This is a genomic window from Undibacterium sp. FW305-107 (genome assembly GCF_058788535.1).
Window position 1 is genome coordinate 1 of sequence record NZ_JBYTAV010000014.1, and the last position, 18,218, is coordinate 18,218.

Here is an 18,218-nt window from a genome sequence, read left to right on the forward strand (position 1 = left end):
AATGCGATAACCAGCCCTAAGCCTATAAACTTCTTCCCCGGCTCTTGCTGGCGATTTGAAAAATCCATTACTGCTCCCTTTATTATAGTGAAGGTATTTTCGCCATCCGTTTTTCACGCATTGAATTCCACAGTCGCACTCAGCAAAAACAGACAGGTCAGGCGGCCACATAATTTTGCCTCTGCCGGAAAATACGCAAATACCACTCAAGTACATCTTGCTCTTCCCGCTCATGCAGTGCGGCGAGAGAGACCATCTGTCTTTGAATTCGGCTCACTTTAGTGTCCTCATAACTGGCTGTCAAGAGGTATCTATGTGGAATTAGTTTTACTGAGACAGTTATCGAATATCGACAGCAAATCAGCAGGCTTTATAGCTCCGATTCAGCAAAGCATTTATATCAAATGACCGTCATATTTTTACAACTGGTCTTAATCCTCCAAAATATAAACAAGCCCGATTACTGCAACTTAAAGCGTGTGGATATCCTATTTCCCGGTAGCGGATGGAAAATTTCAGCGGTGTTTTGCGCGCATCTGACTTACCCGTCCATATCGGATTTCAGACATATATAAATTAATTTAAAAAACTTAGTTCAAAGCCACTTCAAATCCACTTTCCCGTCTAAAAAAAGAACAATTGAAGGCCACATGTGGGAATAAAACATCAGTCCACTTCCACTCTTCCCAATTTGAAAAGAATAATTTATCCAATAAAAACAATTAGATAGCAATCATATAGTTATCAAAATGAAAACCAATTAAACATCGCATAGATACCACTTAGATACCGATTGACAACCTGTTTAGTCACCACTAAAGTGCTTCACATCCGGTGTTGTTGTTTCGAGTGGTAGCTAACTTTGAATGACTTTTTACTGCAGCGGGTTGTACCGAAAATACTCACTGTCAAAACATCAAGTGTGTAAGGTATGGGGGAGGAAGCAATTTTTTGTCACGGATCTAAAGCTTTTCACAGGTCTTAACCGAAGGAGAAATAAATGCAAAATAAAATGAGTCCAATGAGGAACAATTTAACGCCCGTGGCGTCCGCTGTTGCGGTACTGATCATGAGCGTCGCCATGCAAGCGCAAGCACAAGAAGCAGCAAAACCGGCCGCAGCTCAAGAAGTGGTCGTAACTGGTATTCGCGCATCCCTGCAACAGTCTTTGAATCAAAAGCGTAACGCCGACAATTTTGTTGAAGTGATTACTGCTGAAGACATCGGCAAGATGCCTGACAAGAACGTTGCTGATTCCTTGCAACGTGTACCAGGTGTCAGCGTTGCTGCAGCTGGTGGTGGTGAAGGCAGCTTTGGTGAGAACGATCGTGTTGCCTTGCGCGGCACACCATTCGGCTTGACACTGACAACACTCAATGGTCATTCCGTATCAAGTGGCGACTGGTTTGCAGACAATATCGTCGGCGGTGGCCGCAGCGTCAGTTTCTCTTTGTTCCCATCTGAATTGATTGGCCGCGTTACAGTACATAAAGGCTCCCAGGCTAATCTGATTGAAGGCGGCGCAGAAGGCGTTGTGGATATCGAAACACGCAAGCCACTGGATTTCAAGAAACAATTCAATGCACAGGCAAGTATCGGCCTGGTGAATTCTGCCAACTCTGGCAAATCTGACCCTCAATTGAGCGGTCTGATTGCCTGGAAAAATGACGCGTCAACTATGGGTGTCCTGGTTCAGGCTTTCCATCAAAAACGTACTCTGAGCCGCGCTGGTCAGGAAAATCAGATCTGGTGGGATAAGGTCGATGTCGGCAGTCCTATCGATAGCGCTATCAAGGGTGCAGGCACAGCCAACACAGCAACATCACCAGCTTCTGGCGCTGTCACCAACTATCTGGGTGGCACTGCATGGTTTGAACAACAACGTACCCGTGACGGTGGCTTGATTGATTTCCAGTTCAAACCATCCAAAGATGTGAGTATAGACGTCACTGCATTCCAGTCTCATCTGGACGCACCTAACGTCAATCACAACTTCATGCAATCCCTGGGGCGTTTCGTTGGACCATCATGGGCAACAACTGGCTACCCGACAAGTGCTGTGACTGGTACCTTGAACCAGGGTGTTATCACTCAGTTGTCAGTGACTAATCCTGCTGGCTGCGTACCTTGCAGTGGCATGTCCAGTTCTGTTCAGGAAATTTTCTCTCGTCCTGTTGCAGAAAGCCAGTCTCAGTTCTTTAACATCGATGGCTCTTTCCGCGTCAATGATCAACTGACACTTGCTGGTAAAGTCGGTACGACCAAAGGCCTGGGCAACACAGTCAGTGGCGCTATGGGTATCTGGATGCCATGGACAGGCGGCAGCTATACTGTCCAGGGTTCTGACAAGCCTGTGATTTATGTCACACCTGGTGCTGACAAGTTCTCTATCGGCGGCTTTAATAATGGCGCACCTGGCACACCTGGCGCACCATATACATATGGCTCTCATGTCACTGCCAACGATAAAGAAAATTACGCACAGATCGATGGCACATTTAAAACTGATCTCGCCAGCATCCCTACTTTGCGCTTCGGTTTCCGTGCTGCCGAACACAAACGTGATCTGACTTCTATCGGTAATAATGCCTTGCCAGGTTTGAGCAATGCAGCAAATCTGCCTATGTCCGGTTTGACAGCTTTCCCGAATATCTTTAATGATCTGGGTGCAAATGGTGCAGGTTACTGGACTTTCTCTCAAGCTTCTGTGAATGCATGGTTGGCGCAGTACACAAACTACACTGGTCATTTGCTGCAAAATGAATTCTCCATTAAAGAACCAACGCAATCTGCGTATGTAATGGCTGATTTTGCAGGTGAAGGCATCAGCGGCAATTTCGGTTTGCGTGTTGCCCGTACCAGCGAACAAGTCACACGTAATGAAATTGGTGCTTCCGGTAATTTTGAACCAAGAACCTATAACAACAGCTATGTCGATTTCCTGCCAAGTGCAAACTTCCGCATGGATCTGAACAAAGACATGGTTGCCCGTTTTAGTGTTTCCCGCACGATGGCCCGTCCTGAACTGGGTCAAATGGCTGGTCTGGATCTGCGTGACGTACAAGGTACAGGTAACGGTGGTAACCCTAACCTGAAACCTATCCGTGCAAATACGGTAGATCTGGGCGTGGAATGGTATTTCGCACCAAAATCCATGGTTTCTGCTGATGTATTCTACTCTGCTCTGGATGGTTATGTTACTTATGGCGCAAGCACAGGTACGTTCTACAACCAGATCCAAAAGAAAAACACCGTATATGCAATGAGTACGCCTATCAATACCCAGGCTGAAGTAAAAGGTCTGGAACTGGCATACATCCAGGCATTGCCAGCTGGCTTTGGTATCAATGCTAACTACACTTACACACTGGGTAAAGAAACAGGCGCAGCTCCTGGTTCCAAGTGCGGCGATTTGCTGGCTCCTGACTGTACTCTGATTGGCACTTCCAAGAACGCATACAACATCGGTGCTTTCTATGAAGATGGTAAATTCAGTGCACGTCTGACATACAGCTATCGTTCCGGTTTCTTGAATGGTACCAGCCGTAACAGTGCTGCTTACCAAAATGATATCGGCACTTTGTCTGCAACATTGGCTTATCAGATCAGCGACAGCTTCTCCATCTCTCTGGATGGCAAAGATCTCAATAATCCATTGGTCAGCTCTGTGTGGAAAACTCCAGGTGCAGCAGATTTGCCAGCATCCCTGTATAAAAATGGCCGTCAAATCTTCCTGACTCTGCACGCCAAAATGTAATTATTACGCTTGCGGGAGGGTTTATCTGTGACACTGGATACACCTTTCCCGTTCTTGAGAGTGGTGGGACTACCTGGTCCCATCACTTTTTTTGTTTGAACTTCAGAAAAATTTGTTAATGTGATACGTGTCATCATTTAAGCAAAGAACGACATCGTAATCCAATTTAATCCTGACACTGGCCCCTGACTATGACTACGCAAAAACCAATTAAGAAAATCATGATCGTTGGCGGCGGTTCCGCAGGCTGGATGGCGGCGCTGATTATCGCTCACTCTGTAAAAGAAAAAAATATAGAAGTCACCGTCATAGAATCGCCCACAGTAGGGGTGATAGGCGTTGGTGAAGGTTCTACACCAGTCTTGAAAAAGTTTTTTGATAACCTGGGCATACGAGAATCTGAATGGATGCCTGAGTGCAATGCCACCTATAAATCCGGTATCACATTTGATGGCTGGTCTACCAAACCTGGTCATGAAAGTTATTTTCATCCGTTTGTGACGATGATAGATAACCTAACCCTGCCAGTATTTATCAACAATGTGAAAGCGCGCCTGAATGGCGAAGATGTATGCGCATTGCCTGATAAATTTTTCCTGTCCTCCAAATTGGCAGAGAGCCATCTGGCACCTATCGCGTCTCACAATTTCCCGTTTTTTACAACATATGGCTATCATTTTGATGCCATGCTACTGGGAAAATTTTTGCATAAGAAGGCATTGGAAATGGGTATCTGCCATATCAGTGCACATATCACCGATACCAGGCTGGACGCCACAGGTAATATTGCATCAGTAGCCATCGAAGGTGGCGACAATCTGGAGGCGGATTTCTTTGTCGACTGCTCAGGCTTTGCTGCCCTCCTGATAGGCAAGGCACTGAAAACACCGTTTGTCAGTTACGCCGATCATCTCTTGAATGATTCTGCCATTGCCATGCCAACCGACATAGGCGCGGCCATCCCTACCCAAACTATTTCTACTGCGATGAAATACGGCTGGTCATGGAAGATACCGCTGCAAAATCGCTATGGCAATGGCTATGTGTATAGCTCTGCCTTTACCACGGCAGACCAGGCAGAAAAAGAATTGCGTGAAAAACTGGGTTTGCTGGAATCTGATACCCAGGCGCGCCATTTGAAGATGAAACTGGGGCGTGTAGAAAAACACTGGAACAAGAATTGTCTGGCTGTTGGTTTGTCCCAAGGGTTTTTAGAGCCACTGGAAGCAACCGCACTCTACCTGACGCAGATGACTGCTGCGATCTTTTGCCTGTTCCTGGAAAAAGGTGATCTGAGCGAACAAGCGCAAAATGTCTATAACCAGCAAATCAATGATTACTTTGATGGGCACCGCAACTACATCATCGCTCACTACAAAACCAATACCCGCACAGACACCGACTATTGGAAGGCCAATGCAGCAAATCTGCATACCATACCTGATTCACTGAAACAGGTATTTGCCACCTGGCTGGAAGGCCGCGACCTTGGGGACGAAATTCGCCGTCAGAAAATCGACACTTATTATCCCGTGGCGTCATGGTATTCATTACTGGCTGGCATGGGCATATTCCCACAAGCAGACAAAGCAGCAACGGATGCGGTGCAAAACCAGTCGGAACCTCTGGGTGATTTTATCCAACGCTGCGCCCTGAATTTCCAGGATCACCGCAGTTTCTTATCCACTCACAGGCCAACTATGTAAGCCCCTTCTCATTGAAGAACAGGAAGCACAGTGAGGTAAAACAACATGCATCAAAATAGTAAATGCGAGCAGGTATGCTTTTTTGTCAGTTTTTCGGCTAAACTCAAGTCAGACTGGCAAAAAATATACCTTTTCGTGCATGCCCATCAATTATCTCGCCAAGCTGACCTCGCCCAAGCGCACTCCCCGGTCTAATCTGCATCTGGGAGTGTGCTTGGCATGTGTGGCCGGAGCCTTGAATGCGGGCGGTTTTTTAGCCGTCGGGCAATACACTTCGCACATGACCGGCATGCTCTCTTCTGCCGCTGATGACCTGGTCCTGGGTAAGTTATTACCCGCATTTGCCGCGTTATTCATGTTGATTGCCTTTGCCTGGGGTGCGGCCTGCACGGCCCTCATAGTCAACTATGCCAAGCGTAACCAGTTTCGCTACATCTATACACCGGTATTGCTGCTGGAAGCCGTGTTGTTGTTGGTGTTTGGTCTGGTTGGTACTGAGTTACAGGAACATGCAGTAATCACGGTCTCTTTCACTACAGTCTTGCTCTGCTATGTGATGGGCTTGCAAAATGCCCTGATTACCAAAATCTCCCATGCTGAAATACGCACTACCCATGTCACTGGCCTGGTCACGGACATAGGTATAGAACTGGGTAAGATGATTTATTGGAATAGAAATAAAGACGAAGTTCATCATGAGAACGAAGTGGGTGCCAATTTGCAAAAATTGCGCTTGCATGCTCTATTGGTATTCTGGTTTTTTTCTGGCGCTTTAACCGGCGCCTATGGTTTCAAACATTTTGGTTTCATTTCAACACTACCGATCGCAACTGCATTGGTAGTCTTGTCGCTGGCACCCCGGTTCAGGAAAGCCTGATTATTTGCTTTCAACAATCAGCACATCCGCATTACTATTCTTTTGGCTATTTAATAATTAAACCAGCATGTCCATATCTGATCCAGCCAATTTATTTCAACGTGTGCCAGAGTTGCGCACCTTTAGCGATGATCCGCAAATCAGCCGGGCCATAGAGTCCGGTGACCCATTCAAAGTCTATCGTTCTTTGGTTTTGGCCCGCCTGTTCCGCCGTCTGCCACAACACAGGAGTTTGCTCAAAGAACTGACCAGTGAACGCCGTCTGTTTGCCAAACCATTGAAAGGTACGCCATCATTGGGGACAATCAATTCTGTCGGCTTCAGCTTTGTCGGTGAATCGGAACGGGATACTGATGGCAGCCATATAGCCCTGCATGCGTTTGTCATCTTGTTCGGCATACCTCTCGTCCCCATGGGGTCGTATGTGGTGCGCAGCACTGGTGACAGGCAATGGCAAATCTATGCGCGTGCGCCCCTGGGCATCATGGGCTGGCTATATACGCGCGGACTGGCGCTGGCTTTGGTCATCATGGTCTTGACAGGTGCTGCAGCGAGTTATCATGAAGCCAGTAACCAGGATTTGACGATACTGAATGGCTTTGAAGTACCAGTAAAAGTAAAGATTGGTGAGCAGGTACTGACTGTGGCAGCACAAGGCCGTGCCACGTTAACTTTACCAGTGGGGCATTTAAAGGGTGAAGCCAGTGCCGACAAAACCGGCGTCATCGATACTTATGACCAGACGCTGGAAAGCAGTGACCGCTACAGTGTATGGAATATCGCCGGTGCCGCACCATTGGTAGAAAATACCGTCATCTACAGGAAAGTCAAACCGGCTACTCCTGATCAGGCAGGTACTCAGACTGTGTATTGCGGCAAACGCCTGATGGAATTTGCCAACATCAAATACCTGTTCACAGAACCACCGCAATCCATGAGCATGAGCAAGCACGAAAGCTCAGTCAGCGTAAAGCAATTAACCGTCATCAACCAGACAGGTACGCCAGGCGTGATGTCATGCCTGAATTACGCATTCGAGCATGGTCAGGAAAAAGACATGCTGGCCGCACTGGAGGCGTATGCCGCCACAAAAAACTGGGATTCACGTTCAACTGAAATTGCCTTGTATGTTGCGCGTAGCATATCCAATGCCGAAGCACTGCGGATAAGCCGCAAAGTCTTGAAGATATATCCAGATAATGTGATGCTTGAGCGTGGTGCCCAGGATTTGCGCGATGACATCGGTGAGCATGAAATGATGCTCAAGGAATATGCTCAGCGCGCTGCTCAGCATGCCGATTCCTCATCTGAACAATATCTGTATGCCTCATTACTGAGTGGCAGTGAGGGCTTGCAAGCCATGAAGTCGTTGAGGCAAAAATTCCCACAAGATGCAAATATCTTGCGCAGCCTGACCTGGCGTAAATTTATCCATGGTGACAACCGGGGCGCAGCACAGGATTTACAGCAACTGTCCATACTCTCACCCGAAAATGCCAGCTATTTATTTGATACACAAATCAAGCTGCTGCTTACGCAACAACGTGCAGGTGACGCCCTGAAGATATTGGATGTTGCAATCAACAACAGCAAGGGCCTGGAAAGAGCCGCCCGTGCGCTTGAATTCAGCGAAATTGCGCGACAAGTGAATAACAGCGATCCTGAAAAATATTTGCGCAGCATGCCTGAGGATGACAATGACAAAGTGCTGGACATTTACCGTGCCAAAGCTGGTCTGTACCCAAACAATATGGCAAACCGCGACCTGCCTATGGTCAAGCTTTCGCAAAGCCTGTGCAATTCTCCAGAACAGACACTGGATCTGGTGAAGCAGATCAACACGATACAGGTACGCAAGTATCTGGCTGCAGATCAACTGGCACTCTTATATGGCGAAGCCAGCCGTATCAATAACAAAGCCGTAAAAGACAAACTGCAACACATGATGCCTATGCGCAAAGCTGATCTTGCTGTCTTTGAGCAGTTCGTGCGTGGTGAAAATGTCAGTCTGGATGAGATGGATTTTGAAACTGATGTGCTTGCCGCTGCTTATTTTATCCGTTCGCGCAATTCACAATTACCAGTCCAAGAACGGCAAACTCTAAGACAATTGGCGGCAAAAACAGATGTGCTGCAAGGTATAGTCAGCACTGCAATCAAGCAATGGCAAAGCTGAGTCCATTATGAAAACTGAACATCAACGCAAACCGCAAAAAACCAATCTGACCCGCCGTGCTGGCCTGGTCGTTGCTCTGTGGCTGGGCTTCTGGATACTCGCTCTTGGGCTGGTCGTCATGCTGGCATGGGTGCCGATTACCCAGATGAATCACCGCTCTTCACTGCAGTTTTCTGGTGTGATTGCAGGTATCGCCGCATTGACGCTGGCATATTCGCTGCGTCCACGCAGTAAAGAGAAAAAAAGTGGCGATACCATTAAACCTTTGTCACGCCAGACTGCCGCGCCCTTGTATGCCCTGGTCGAACGCATCGCCAAAGAACTCAAGGTAGATGCACCGGTCAACATCCATTTGATAGGTGCGGCATCTGCCTTTATCAGTGGCAAGAAAAACTGGCGCGGCAAGGTAAAAGAGCTTGAAGTTGGCCTGGGCTTGCCCTTGCTGGGCACATTGTCTGAAGCTGAACTGGGTTCAGTCATCGCCCATGAATTTGGTCACTTTGTGGCTGGTGACTTGTCGCTGGGGCCCTGGGTATACCGTACCCGGACTTCTATCGCCTATACCGTGACGGATCTGGATGACTCCATGTTTTTTCTGGATGTTTTGTTCCGCTATTACGGCAAATGGTTTTTGAAATTATCTGCCGCTGTGTCGCGTGAACAGGAATTTGCAGCCGATGCCCTGGCAGCAAAAAAGTTTGGCCCGGCAGCTACCCGTAGCGCATTGGAGAAAGTCCATTTGATTTCACCGATGTGGTCCAGCTATCTTGACTATGAATTAGGCCCAGCATTGAATCGTGGTGCCCGCATGCCCATCTTTGAAGGCTTTCGCCGCTTTTGCAAACCCGGTGTAAAACGGGCGGATATCCAGGCGGCAATTACTTACGCAGAGTCGCATACCACCTCTGAATTTGATACCCATCCCAGTATGGAGGAACGGGTTGCAGCGGTTGTCCCTGGTGCCAAACCCGGTTTCCCGCCCTTGTCTCAATGCCTGCATTTACTGGGGGGAGAAGAAGAAACCGAGAATGCCTGGTACGCCCTGTTTGAAAAAGAAAAATTGCAAACCTGCGACTGGGACCGCTATGCCACCGAAGTATTACAAGAACAGAATAAACAAAGATTTGCCGGTAGCTGGATGGACCCGCAAGCCCTGCCCTTGAATGAACTGATGAAAATGGCGATGGATCCGAATGAGTTATGGGGCCGCCTCAGACCAGAAGGCGTCAGCTTTTTATCGCCCATGGGCAAGCGTTTTTATGTGCTGGAAATCATGGAATCCTGGATCACTGCCTGCCTGACCCACTATGGCTATAAAGCCAGTCTGGTGCCCGGTCAGGCATTGACCATGACGCGTGCTGATGTCAGGGTCATGCCATCCGAATTATTACAGGCTGCCTTGCAATCGAAACTGACTGTAAGCTATCTGAATGGATTGCAGGCAGAGAGTGCAACGCCAGCTTAATTGATCAGAAAATCAAACTTGATGGGCCTTTTGCAATCGTTTCTCCAGCCGCCGTTGCACGACTTCAAAGCACAGACTGAGTACCCAGTAGACGCAAGCGGCAGCAATATACAGGGGCAAAGGACGAAAGCTGGTGGCAATGACTTCTTTGGTCGCCAGCATCAGTTCTGTCACAGTGATGACGGATACCAGCGAGGTGTCCTTGATCAGGCTGATCAGGGTATTGCTCATTGATGGTACGGCCACACGCATGGCTTGCGGCACGACGATGTAACGCAGCGTCTGTCCATAATTCAAACCCAGGCTGGAACTGGCAGCCCACTGACCACGACTGACACCCACTATCGCGCCGCGTATACTTTCTGAGAGATAGGCACCAGCATTCAGGCTGAGTGCCAGTATGCCTGCCGATGTCGCCGAAAACTCTATACCTATACTGGGCAGGCCGTAATAGATCACGAATATCTGTACCAGCAAGGGTGTGCCACGTATCAGGCTGACATATATGGCCGCTGGGGTGCTGATCAATTTGCTTGGCAAGATACGCGCAACCGCCAACAAAAATCCCAGGATCAAACCACCGATCATGGCACCAATGGCAAACAACAAGGTATAGGCAACCCCTTTCAACATGACCGGGGCGGCCATTTGCAGCAATTCGAAAATTTCCATGGCGACTTTAAAAAGAAATATCCCCGCAGGACGGGGATAATGGTGACATCAAGTAGAGTGCATCTACTTAATCATACAGCGTATCTTGCTGACATTGCACGCTGCAAGGCAATATCAGCAAGTTTGTGGCTTACTGTGCTGAAGGTGCTTTGCTGACGTCCTTGCCAAACCATTTATTGGATACTTTAGCAAAGCTACCATCCTTGATGATGTCGGCCAGGGCCACATTCAAAGCTGCGGCAAATTTAGGATTACCTTTCTGGAAGGGAATACCATTTTTTGCAATTTCACCGATGGGGGCACCAGCCTTGACTGGCAGATTGCTGGTCTTCAACAAATAGGCGACCATCAGGCTGTCATTCAATGCGGCATCAACACGGCCTGCGGCCAGGTCTTGCAGGTATTCTGGTGCACCAGGGTAGCTCTTGACTTCGATACCAGCCACGGCCTTGGCACGCTCTTCATAATTGCTGCCCTGCCCTACGCCCAGTTTTTTGCCTTTCAGGTCTTCCAGACTTTTAAACTCGCGCTTGTCATCTTTCTTGACGATGAGCTGGGCGCTCGACACTGTATAAGGGTCAGAGAAATCAAAAGTTTCCTGACGCTTGGCGGTCACACCAACCTGATTGACGATGACATCAAACTTGCCAGCCGACAGACCAGCGAGTATGCCACTCCATTCAGAAGTCACAAATTCAGGCTTGACGCCAAGTTTGGCTGCCAGCAATTTGGCGACGTCAACGTCAAAACCGGCCAGTTCGTTGGTTTTGGTATCTTTGAAATTGAAGGGAGGATAAGTACCTTCGAGTGCAATTTTCAAGGTACCGCGTGACTTGACCGTATCCAGCAAATCAGCCGCTGTAGCAGTCAGGGATGCGCCAGCCAGCACCACAGTGGCCAATAAAGTAGAGATTGTTTTTTTTGTAGAAATTTTCATCATATTCCCTGGAGGTTTTCTGTCCTTCATCACGTGCGAATGAAGGCATATACATTGAAACATGCCGGATGGAAAGATTATCCGGCGACCTGTGTATGATATGGAGTCAGGCTGGTGAAGGACAACGAAGTATTTCTTATTTGCATATACCAAGGCTGGCTATATGCGCAAAACAAGGAAGTGAACCAGAGCAAACAGAAACGCCACCGCAAGGCGATGGCGTACAGATGAAATCAGAAAGAAGGAAGGTCACTCAAGTTATGACCTGGGGCATCATTGCTGGCCGTGCTCAAGCCATGTGCGCCATCTTCATACAAGATGCCTACAACTTTTGGCCCCAGTATGATGCCGTTTTCACTCTGGAACTTGGGCAAGACTTCATCGCCATTAGCGATGGTGTCCAATACCGCCTGCACATCTGCTTCCTCAGGATCATCCACCATGGCTGGCGGCATCACTTGCCCCCCCTTGCTCTTGCCCCAGCGTACCTTGGCGATACGCTGTCCACTGTCATCAAAACGGACGGCTTCAATAAAAAATAATGCCATGATCACGCTCCTCATCAAAGTTGCAAAGAAAATCGGGAAGGAAATTGAATAACTTATACAAACGGCCAGCGCTAATTTCTGGCTTACGAATACTTCGCGTACTTGCCTGATACCTTATCTTGCACCTTCAGTATGACAGCTATATGTCATGATGTCGTGCAAAAAAAGCACCTTAAATCAACATGTTAGCAAATTAAAGTCCGCATTCAAGTGAAATTTATTAGCCCCAATGGCAAAGCGGCTGACAGAAGCTTTTCGCTCTGCCAGCCGCTAGATTGCTCAATTTAACCTGTTTAACCCAGTTTCGCCGCATGTTCCCGCGTGGCATGGAAAGTTACACCTGGCCAACGTTCTTGCGTCAACTTCAGGTTCACACCCGACGTCGCCAGATAAGCCATGTTACCTGCGGCATCATAGGCGATGTTGCCACCGGCGCTGGAGCGCTCAAAGTCGGCCAGCATCTTCTTGTCATCACAACTGATCCAGCGCGCACTGCTGATACTGGTGCCTTCAAACACGGCATCGACGCCATATTCATTTTTAAGACGGCTGGCGACGACTTCAAACTGCAAGACACCAACCGCACCAAGTACCAGGTCACTGCTGACGACGGGTTTGAATACCTGCACTGCCCCCTCCTCACCCAACTGCTGCAAGCCTTTTTGCAATTGCTTGATTTTGAGCGGGTTCAAAATACGTGCCGTACGGAAAAAATCAGGCGCAAAATAAGGGATGCCAGTAAATTGCAGCAATTCGCCTTCAGAAAAACTGTCACCTATCTGCATATTGCCATGGTTGGGCAGGCCAATGATATCGCCAGCGTATGCCTCTTCCACTTGCTCACGCGAAGACGCCATGAAGGTGACGACGGAAGACACCTTGATCTCGCGGTTCAGGCGTAAGTGCTTAAGCTTCATGCCGCGTTCAAAACGGCCTGAACACACACGCAGGAAGGCAATACGGTCGCGGTGGGCTGGGTCCATATTTGCCTGGATTTTGAAAATAAATCCAGAGAATGGGGTTTCTTTCGGTTCAACAGAACGCACGGTCGCATCACGTTCACGTGGTGCCGGTGCCCAGTCCAGCAAGGCATTCAAAATCTCACGCACACCGAAGTTATTGATGGCTGAACCAAAGAATACCGGCGTTTGCACACCAGCCAAAAAGTCTTCCAGGCTGAACGGGTGAGATGCGCCATGCACCAGTTCAACTTCCATCTTCAGTTGCTCGATTTCGAGCGGGAACATTTCTACCAGACGCGGGTTATCGATGCCCTTGATGACTTCAAATTCCTGGTCGGCACGCTCGCTACCTGGGGTGAACAGCAAAATCTCATCTTTGAGTATGTGGTACACACCACGGAAAGTCTTGCCCATGCCAATAGGCCAGGTCACTGGTGCGCACTGTATCTTCAATACCGATTCCAGCTCGTCGAGCAATTCCAGCGGGTCGCGGGTTTCACGGTCCATCTTGTTGACGAAAGTGATGATGGGCGTATTGCGCATACGGCAAACGCTAAGCAGCTTGATGGTCTGTTCTTCCACACCCTTGGCAGCATCGATCACCATCAGGGCGGAATCCACAGCCGTCAACACGCGGTAGGTATCTTCAGAAAAGTCCTGGTGACCCGGTGTGTCGAGCAGGTTGACCACGTGGTCGCGGTATTCAAACTGCATGACAGATGAGGCGACAGAGATGCCGCGCTGCTTTTCTATCTCCATCCAGTCGGACGTCGCATGACGACCGCTCTTGCGCGCCTTGACCGTACCCGCCAGCTGAATCGCGCCCGAGAACATCAACAGTTTTTCAGTCAGCGTGGTTTTACCCGCATCCGGATGGGAAATAATGCCGAAGGTGCGACGGCGTGCCACTTCGCGGCTGATCAGGTCTTTCGATGCTGCGCTGGATGTAGTCGACTCTGAGGCTGACTCGTGGCCGGATTCCAGGCTATCGTCTGGGGATGTATTCATGGTGTTCATGCTGATGCCGCAAAATAGAAGAAAAACACGCAAGTTTAGCTGGTATTGGGGTTGAAGTCGAATGCAAGCATTGCCAAATTCAGGGCAATTTACGGCTCACCTCCGGGAAAATGAAGGAAATAACAATTCCTCAGAGATTTTCTTGCACTTTCCCATGGCAATGCCATGATATGGGAATGCCGATACCTACCATAGTTTAGTTCACCATGAAGAAATTTGCTCTTACAGCAACATTCTCTCTTTGCGTATTGATGGCCATACCTGCACAGGCGGGTTCTGGCTATTATCTGGTCAGTATCTATGAAAATGAGGGGGAAAAGACCATAGACTTCAAATCCTGGTCTTCTTTTCCTGAAAACCGGGCAACTTCAACCGTGCCTGAACTGGGCATCAGCTATATGCCCAACAAGACCTGGTATACCGAGGTCTATGTCAGTTGGGCAAAGCGTGGCGCAAGTTCGTTGGCAAATAGCGCCTGGACCTGGCAAAACGACTTCCTTCTTACTCATGGGCAATATCCTGTTGATCTGGCTCTACATACCAGTTTAAACAAGAATACAGACAGCAGCCGTGGCGTGGACTTTGAATTTGGCCCTGCCATGCAGACTGAGTTTGGCCGGATGCAGGTGAATGCCAATGTGTTTCTGGAAAGGACTTACCGCGTCACGCCAGCAAGCCGCATGCAAATGAAATACCAGTGGCAAGGCAAATACCGTCTGCGGCCCGAGCTTGAATTTGGTTTGCAGGGCTTTGGTGAACTAGGCGACTGGGATAACTGGTCGGCAAGGGCCCAGCAATCGCACCGTGCAGGCCCCATGATTTCTGGCAGTTTCAAGCTGGGAAATACCTCAGACAGTAAGCAAGCCATCAAGTATGAAGCTTCTTATGTCATGGGCAAGCTTAATACCCGGCATGCGGGCGTATTCAGCATGCGTCTGCAATATGCGTTCTGATCTTCACAATATCTGATCTGCACACAATTTAGCTGGTTTGCTATATCCTCGTCATCTTTGCGGTTTACCATCGTAACCACCAGAATGACGACCATCTTTGGTATTGATTACTCCTTATTGATTATTCCTTATCTGACATTTCTATGAAAAAGCTACTGATATCCGCTTTCATGCTGGCAATAGCCAGCTTGCCGCAACTGAGTTTTGCCTGGGGTGCCGATGGCCACCAGACGGTAGGTGCCATTGCTGAAAACCTGTTGGCAGGCAGCAAAGCCGGTGTCCAGGTAAAAACCCTGCTGGGTGACAATACGCTGGAAAAAATAGCTGTATGGGGTGATTGCGTCAAAGGTATCGCACCGGACAAGGATTTTGCCTATACCTCTACTGGCCGCTACCCTGAATGTGCATCTTTCGAGACGGCAGCAGGCATCGCAGCCATGGCCGACTATGTAAAACGCAATAACACAAACTGTAACCCGGCCTCTGATGAAGAGAACTGCCACAAGCAATATCATTATGCAGACGTGGCCTTGCAGCATGATCAGTACAAACTGGGCTATGTAGGCACCAGTGATCATGATGTGGTGTATGCCATACGCGCCGCTGTCCTGGTCTTGCAGGGCAAGCCTCAACCTGCCCCCTTCAATTTCAAAGACAAACAAGAAGCCCTGATGCTATTGACCCACTATGTCGGCGACCTGCATCAGCCTCTGCATGTAGGCTCCATCTTCCTGAATGCTGACGGCAAGGTCGTTAATCCTGATGAAGGTCAGTATGACCGTGGCAGCAATACAGTAGGCGGCAATGCCCTGCAATGCCCCTGTGGCAATCTGCACTCCATGTGGGATGATCTGCCACAGCAATTCAAACGTGGCCGCATGAATGATGCGTTGACCAAAAAGGCAAAAGCGGTCGTGCCAACTAATGGCGCTATCGAAGAATTGCCCGTCTTGTGGGCGAATGATGCCATCCGTGATGCCAAAGTTTTGTTTGCCGGTACACAATTCAGCAAAAGCACACCGAACCAAAAGGGTAATAGCTGGTCTATTGCTTTACCACTCGAATATGAAAAAACCATGCTGAATATGAAAGAAGATGCGCTGGCTCGTGCAGGTGCTCATCTGGCCCAGTTATTAAAAACCATCTGGCCTGAATAATTCAGTTCTATTGTTACATTAGGAAAATTTGTTATGGCTTTTACTCCACTACGCTGGATAGGAAAAGGGTTCAAGTATCTCTGGAATGCGCTGGATTTCAGCCGCAGGGTATTTTTCAACTTGCTGATCCTGGCTATCCTGATCGCTATCATTGTCAATATTTTCAGTAGTGGGGTTAAAAAAATAGAAAACAAAACTGCCCTGATATTGAACCTCAAAGGCACGCTGGTCGAACAGCATGAAAGCAGCCCGCGCGAAGCATTGCTGGCAGAAGCCAGGGGCGACAGCAAAAAAACGACGCAATTGCGCGATGTTCTGGCTGTGCTTGGTCAGGCTGCCAAAGACCCGCAAATCAGTAGCGCAGTATTGCTGCTGGACGAAATGGGCGGCGCTGGTCTGGCTACTTTGCGTGAAGTGGCAACCGCCATTGACCGCTTCAAAGCTAGCGGCAAAACTGTCGTGGCCTGGGGCTCCAGCTTTGACCAGCGTCAATACTATCTGGCTTCCCATGCGAATGAAGTCTACCTGCACCCTATGGGCACAGTGATGATTACCGGCTTTGGCAAATACCGTAATTATTATCGCGATGCCCTCGACAAAGTTGGCGTCACAGTCAACGTACTCAAAGCCGGCAATTTCAAAAGCTTTGGCGAACCCTATGTTGCCAATGGCCCCTCAAAAGAAGCTGCTGAAGCAGAAAGTTATTTGTACAATGGTTTATGGAAAACCTATACCACCGACGTAGAAAAAGCCCGCAAACTGCCTGAAGGCGACATCATGCGCGGCATCAACGACCTGAGCAAACTGCTGGTTGCTGCTGGCGGTGACATCGCCAAACTGGCCGTCAATACCAAGCTGGTCGATGGTTTGAAAACCCGTGATGAATTGCGTGAAATCATGCTCAAGCGCGGCATCAAGGATGAGCAGATCAAAACCTTCCGTCAGATTTCTTTTGACGACTACCTGGCCAGAGTCAAAACCAAGGCCTTTGGCGATGCCGTCGGTGTTATCGTCGCAGCAGGCGAAATAAGCGAGGGCGTGGCACCTCCGGGTTCTATCGGTGGTTTGTCAACATCGCAAATGATACGCAAGGCACGCGAAGATGACAGCATCAAAGCCCTCGTCCTGCGCGTTGATTCACCAGGCGGCAGTGCTTTTGGTTCTGAACTGATACGCAGGGAGCTGGAGCTGACCCGCAAGGCAGGCAAACCCGTCATCGTCTCGATGGGCGATGTCGCGGCATCAGGTGGTTACTGGATTTCCATGGCTGCCGATGAAGTAATTGCAGATGAAGCCACGATTACCGGCTCCATCGGCGTCATCGCCATTTTGCCGTCCGCCGACAAGGCTGCCGACAAACTCGGCGTGCACACTGCTGGCTCACCAACCACATGGCTGGCAGATCCTTTCAATCCTTTGCGTCCTTTCAATGCACGTTTTGCCCAAGTCTTGCAAAGCAGCATAGACCACACTTATGCAGACTTCACTTCCAAGGCAGCGGCAGCACGCAAAACCACGCCTGAGAAAATCAATGAAGTTGCCCAGGGACGTGTCTGGACAGGCATACAAGCCAAAGAAAGAGGCCTGGTTGATACCATAGGTAATTTTGGCGATGCACTGAAATCAGCGTCTACCCGCGCCAAACTGGGCAATGATTATCGCATCAGCTATATAGAACGTGAACCATCGAAGATAGACCGCCTCCTGAGTATCTTTGATGCTACCGCCGCCAGGGTATTGCATGACAACTTCAAACTCGCCGTTGTACCAACTGGCTTGCCACCAGCGGCCGCAAGCGAGGTGCTGAAAGACCTGAGCTGGCTTGCAGAAGTTAATAAAGAAGGTAAAGGCTTTACAGCGCTGACACATTGTCTGTGTACTGCACCATAAACTGCTTGTGCTTGCCTCAGAAAATCCCGCACACGTTGCGGGATTTTTATTTGCGCGGCAGATTAATTAAGCACGCACATGTATGCACTTATATGACAAAT

13 protein-coding genes are annotated in these 18,218 nt (G+C 48.9%); 9 read left to right on the plus strand and 4 right to left on the minus strand.

What is annotated here, in order from left to right:
- The 6 genes from AC3WQT_RS25290 to AC3WQT_RS25315 form a co-directional block, all read left to right on the plus strand.
- Nucleotides 1-282 (plus strand): hypothetical protein (locus AC3WQT_RS25290; protein ID WP_492708232.1); only part of this gene is annotated, 282 nt, incomplete at its 5' end.
- Nucleotides 283-1,021: 739 nt separating this feature from the next.
- Entirely contained in the window at nucleotides 1,022-3,757 is a 2,736-nt protein-coding gene (locus tag AC3WQT_RS25295) for a TonB-dependent receptor (RefSeq protein WP_492708234.1), read from the plus strand.
- Nucleotides 3,758-3,948: 191 nt separating this feature from the next.
- Complete coding sequence (locus AC3WQT_RS25300; protein WP_492708236.1) at nucleotides 3,949-5,463, plus strand: tryptophan halogenase family protein; 1,515 nt, start codon at nucleotides 3,949-3,951, stop codon at nucleotides 5,461-5,463.
- A gap of 139 nt (nucleotides 5,464-5,602) precedes the next feature.
- Nucleotides 5,603-6,340 (plus strand): YoaK family protein, encoded by a 738-nt coding sequence (locus AC3WQT_RS25305; RefSeq protein ID WP_492708238.1) that lies wholly within the window; start codon nucleotides 5,603-5,605, stop codon nucleotides 6,338-6,340.
- A gap of 67 nt (nucleotides 6,341-6,407) precedes the next feature.
- A complete protein-coding gene (locus tag AC3WQT_RS25310; protein WP_492708240.1) occupies nucleotides 6,408-8,516 on the plus strand; it encodes a hypothetical protein in 2,109 nt (702 codons plus the stop codon).
- A gap of 7 nt (nucleotides 8,517-8,523) precedes the next feature.
- On the plus strand, nucleotides 8,524-9,981 hold the full coding sequence (locus tag AC3WQT_RS25315) for a M48 family metallopeptidase (protein ID WP_492708242.1): 1,458 nt from the start codon (nucleotides 8,524-8,526) through the stop codon (nucleotides 9,979-9,981).
- Between the two features lie 12 nt (nucleotides 9,982-9,993).
- On the opposite strand, the gene AC3WQT_RS25320 is transcribed toward AC3WQT_RS25315, so the two are convergent.
- The 4 genes from AC3WQT_RS25320 to AC3WQT_RS25335 form a co-directional block, all read right to left on the minus strand.
- A complete protein-coding gene (locus AC3WQT_RS25320) occupies nucleotides 9,994-10,653 on the minus strand; it encodes an amino acid ABC transporter permease (protein ID WP_492708244.1) in 660 nt (219 codons plus the stop codon).
- A 130-nt stretch (nucleotides 10,654-10,783) separates the two neighbouring features.
- Entirely contained in the window at nucleotides 10,784-11,590 is an 807-nt protein-coding gene (locus AC3WQT_RS25325; protein WP_492708407.1) for a cystine ABC transporter substrate-binding protein, read from the minus strand.
- Nucleotides 11,591-11,823: 233 nt separating this feature from the next.
- Complete coding sequence (locus AC3WQT_RS25330) at nucleotides 11,824-12,138, minus strand: hypothetical protein (RefSeq protein WP_492708245.1); 315 nt, start codon at nucleotides 12,136-12,138, stop codon at nucleotides 11,824-11,826.
- A 293-nt stretch (nucleotides 12,139-12,431) separates the two neighbouring features.
- Nucleotides 12,432-14,108, minus strand: a complete 1,677-nt coding sequence (locus tag AC3WQT_RS25335) for a peptide chain release factor 3 (protein ID WP_492708246.1) — start codon at nucleotides 14,106-14,108, stop codon at nucleotides 12,432-12,434.
- Between the two features lie 260 nt (nucleotides 14,109-14,368).
- Here AC3WQT_RS25335 and AC3WQT_RS25340 point away from each other — a divergent pair, with 260 nt between their 5' ends.
- From AC3WQT_RS25340 to sppA, 3 genes are all read left to right on the plus strand, one after another.
- The gene (locus tag AC3WQT_RS25340; RefSeq protein WP_492708247.1) at nucleotides 14,369-15,070 is read left to right on the plus strand and encodes a hypothetical protein; all 702 of its coding nucleotides are present in this window, start codon (nucleotides 14,369-14,371) and stop codon (nucleotides 15,068-15,070) included.
- A 143-nt stretch (nucleotides 15,071-15,213) separates the two neighbouring features.
- Nucleotides 15,214-16,227, plus strand: a complete 1,014-nt coding sequence (locus AC3WQT_RS25345) for a S1/P1 nuclease (RefSeq protein ID WP_492708249.1) — start codon at nucleotides 15,214-15,216, stop codon at nucleotides 16,225-16,227.
- Between the two features lie 33 nt (nucleotides 16,228-16,260).
- Entirely contained in the window at nucleotides 16,261-18,117 is a 1,857-nt protein-coding gene (gene sppA / locus AC3WQT_RS25350) for a signal peptide peptidase SppA (protein WP_492708250.1), read from the plus strand.
- The last annotated feature ends 101 nt before the right edge of the window (nucleotides 18,118-18,218 follow it).

Excerpts from the sequence above, each read along its gene's own strand:
- AC3WQT_RS25320 (WP_492708244.1), bottom strand. The coding sequence starts at position 10,653 with ATGGAAATTTTCGAATTGCTGCAAATGGCCGCCCCGGTCATGTTGAAA.
- sppA (WP_492708250.1), top strand. The coding sequence starts at position 16,261 with ATGGCTTTTACTCCACTACGCTGGATAGGAAAAGGGTTCAAGTATCTC.
- AC3WQT_RS25335 (WP_492708246.1), bottom strand. The coding sequence starts at position 14,108 with ATGAATACATCCCCAGACGATAGCCTGGAATCCGGCCACGAGTCAGCC.
- AC3WQT_RS25305 (WP_492708238.1), top strand. The coding sequence starts at position 5,603 with ATGCCCATCAATTATCTCGCCAAGCTGACCTCGCCCAAGCGCACTCCC.
- AC3WQT_RS25315 (WP_492708242.1), top strand. The coding sequence starts at position 8,524 with ATGAAAACTGAACATCAACGCAAACCGCAAAAAACCAATCTGACCCGC.
- AC3WQT_RS25345 (WP_492708249.1), top strand. The coding sequence starts at position 15,214 with ATGAAAAAGCTACTGATATCCGCTTTCATGCTGGCAATAGCCAGCTTG.
- AC3WQT_RS25300 (WP_492708236.1), top strand. The coding sequence starts at position 3,949 with ATGACTACGCAAAAACCAATTAAGAAAATCATGATCGTTGGCGGCGGT.
- AC3WQT_RS25310 (WP_492708240.1), top strand. The coding sequence starts at position 6,408 with ATGTCCATATCTGATCCAGCCAATTTATTTCAACGTGTGCCAGAGTTG.
- AC3WQT_RS25330 (WP_492708245.1), bottom strand. The coding sequence starts at position 12,138 with ATGGCATTATTTTTTATTGAAGCCGTCCGTTTTGATGACAGTGGACAG.
- AC3WQT_RS25340 (WP_492708247.1), top strand. The coding sequence starts at position 14,369 with ATGGCCATACCTGCACAGGCGGGTTCTGGCTATTATCTGGTCAGTATC.
- AC3WQT_RS25325 (WP_492708407.1), bottom strand. The coding sequence starts at position 11,590 with ATGAAAATTTCTACAAAAAAAACAATCTCTACTTTATTGGCCACTGTG.
- AC3WQT_RS25295 (WP_492708234.1), top strand. The coding sequence starts at position 1,022 with ATGAGGAACAATTTAACGCCCGTGGCGTCCGCTGTTGCGGTACTGATC.